The organism is Variovorax humicola (assembly GCF_037889915.1).
In the GTDB taxonomy this organism is placed as follows: Bacteria; Pseudomonadota; Gammaproteobacteria; order Burkholderiales; family Burkholderiaceae_C; genus Variovorax; species Variovorax humicola.
The window spans coordinates 1-2,838 of sequence record NZ_JBBKZV010000085.1; the positions used below are offsets into that span (position 1 = coordinate 1).

Annotated in this window: 2 protein-coding genes; both read right to left on the minus strand. The window is 62.9% G+C overall.

Annotation, left to right across the window (positions count from 1 at the left end):
- Positions 1-178 precede the first annotated feature (178 nt).
- Entirely contained in the window at positions 179-1,864 is a 1,686-nt protein-coding gene (locus WKW80_RS37015; RefSeq protein WP_340368530.1) for an SEL1-like repeat protein, read from the minus strand.
- A gap of 9 nt (positions 1,865-1,873) precedes the next feature.
- Positions 1,874-2,838 (minus strand): phospholipase D-like domain-containing protein (locus WKW80_RS37020; protein WP_340368531.1); only part of this gene is annotated, 965 nt, incomplete at its 5' end.

The following is a 2,838-nucleotide window of genomic DNA, read 5'->3' on the forward strand; positions in this document are numbered from 1 at the left end:
TTCCAGCCGCCATTGGACGGTGAAGTCGGCAATGCGACGGCGCTCGTCAACGTGAACGGTGTTGGGGTTCTGGGTACTCACGCGTCGTTCCCTTGGTCGTCGATGCCGTAGGCGATGAACACCGAGACGCATACAGCCAGAAGGCAGACAAGACGAGATAAGCGCATGTGTCGATTCATCAAGCCAGCGGCTTGCCCTGCTCGTCGTGCAGATCGGTCAGCGCGATCTGCTTGCCCACGGGGGCGGGCTGGTTGGCGTTGTCGGCCCATAGCCACTGAACCCGGTTGGCGTCGATGTCCAGATGCATGTCGCGCGGATCGGGGAAGGGCTGGCCCTTGTCGACGTAGGCCTGACGGTTCACGTCATGAAACACCGTGGCGAGCACGTGATCGCCTTCGATTTGAGGCTCCCAGATGCCGGTGCGCGGGCAGGGCCGGCCACCCCGGCAGATGACCAGCGGCATCGGGATGCGGCTCATGCGGGCGATGCCGCGTGCGACTTCGATGGGCGGCGCAGGGTCGGCGAGCTTGACCGGCTCGCCCATGTAGTGCCATTGCACGCCCAGTACCTTGGCGTACTCGCCGAGGCTGCGGCGGTCGGGCGTATCGAACGCTTCGCCTTGCGCATAGCGCAGCGGCACCTGACGGCTGTTCCACTCGCGCTGGAACTCGCGCACGGATTGGGTCAACTGGGCGAGCCAATAGCCGGAGTACAGCGCTGTCTGCCCATCGGGCAGAGGTGTCATCTGCGCCTGGCGGCGGTCGAACTTGCCGTGCCACTCGGCGGCGGGGATCAGGGGCGTCTGCGGCAACGCATAGCCCTGCGGGATGTGAGCACGGCCGGTGTGCTGCGAGCCCGGGGTGGGCTGAACCGCAGGAGCAGGAATGATTTGCTTGGCTGCGTCGATCAGGGTCTGCGGATCGCTCATGTCCCACTGGGGGAGCTTGGCGGGTGGCAGCGGCAGGACCTTGTCGAGGTTGGGGAGACGCAGGTCGGGGTTGATGTATAGCGCGTCTCCCAAGGCACCGTAGCGTTCAGCGCGGCCCGGATCGCGTGACGGTCCTCCCTTCTGCATGTATGCACCACGAAAGATCGTGGAAAGAGCGTTCGCACAATCCTCGCTGCCAAACTTAACGCCTTCGTGTAGCACGCGTATTGTCCGAACCCATCCTTCTGGAGTCTTGTCTCGTTTGTTGACTAGGGCCAACTTGTCGGCGCCGTTCCCGTTTCCCTGGGCAAACGAGCACTCCAGCATCTTCAAGCCCACAGGACGGTTATCCCAAAATCGCTCCTTCGGGTTGTCATAGGCTGCCGAAAGGTCATAGCCCAGAAACGCCTGCGCGCTCGGGCTGCCCATGTCTGCCGCCAATTCCCAGAAGGCATAGGCACGGCTGGCGTCGCCCTTCACGCCCAGCCCTCGCTGGTGGTATGTGCCCATCGCATCGAAGGCCGCCGGAATACCCAGCTTCATCGCCTCTTCCACGATCTGGATGGCTCGCTCGGTGTCCGGCACCACCACGTACTGCTCCGTGCCGTCGCCCTCGATCAGCACACCGGCCAGATTCATCATGGCCTTCCAGTGCTTGCGCCCGGCGGCCTTCTGCCACAGCTCCACAGCCTTGGGGTAGTTGCGCTGGTTGGGCCACAGGTCGCGGCTTGTCACGCGCAGACCCTCCTGGAACCATGCCTCGGCCTGCTCATCGATGGGCGGCACCGCGTCGGCTTCGTGCTTGCACACGAAGTCCTTGCGGTGCGGGTCGAAGGCCTTCAGGGACATGTTGCGCGGCAATGGACTGGATTGAGACATGGGGCAGGCAGTGAGGGTGAGCAGGCAGGTGAGAAGAAGGAGCGCGAGACGAATCATTGGCAGCCCCTAGCCGTGGCGGAAATGGATCTCGCGTTCGTCGTTGAAGGGAACGACAAACCCAGTGATAGAGCCATGGGTGCGCATCGCCTCCTTGTTGTCCTTCATCACACTTTGCCAGTCCTTGAAGGCGTCCTTGGTTGCGGTCGGCCCACCTTCGCCTCCAGACGATTCATTGAATCCCCCCGCATGCATCGCCCACACGCGCTGCCTCAGATCCTTGGCCTTCAGATGGTCATCCGTGACCATGTTGAGCTCACTGTCCACCGCCATGCTGCGCACGTTCAAGTTGGCGCTGCCCAGCGTAAAGACCGCGTCGTCGATGAGCATCAGCTTGCTGTGGATGTAGATCTGCCGGAAGTCCTGCTCGGGCCTGGGCATGGGCTTGCCCCTGTTCTGCGTGACCAGCCGCGCGAGCAGCACCTTCAGGCCCAGGTCTTTGAGCTCACCGGTCTCGTGGTTCTTGTCGGGCTCCTTGACTTGTCGCGCACTGTCGTACACCGGGCTCCACGCGGGCGCGTTGTCAGGGTCCATGCGCTTGTCCGCCGGCAGCGCCTCCCAGCGCTTCCATTCGTCCTCCCTGGCTTCCATGGCCTTTTTCTGATTCGGCATGCTGGCGGCCTCGCCCAGGCTTTTGACCATGTCGTAGGTCCGGGGAACCATGCCGTCGTCCTCGGGCCAGGGGATGACGGCGATCAGGTGCAGGAGCTTGCTCTGCTGCGGTGATGCGCCGGCCTGCTGAACGCCGTTCATGAAGTCGGTTCGCATCTTCTTGAGATGGCGCACCCAGCTCTCGTAGTAAAAGTACTGGTTCTCGATGTAGATGTAATTGCGCGCGAAGCTGGTGGCCTGCCAGTAGACGCTCTTGATGGTCTTGTCGGCGTTCTCTTGTGGCTGGGTGCGCACGATCTGAATGCCCGACCCCGGACTGGCGCAATGCTTGAGTTGGGCGGGCAGGTTGTCGCCGTCGTCGG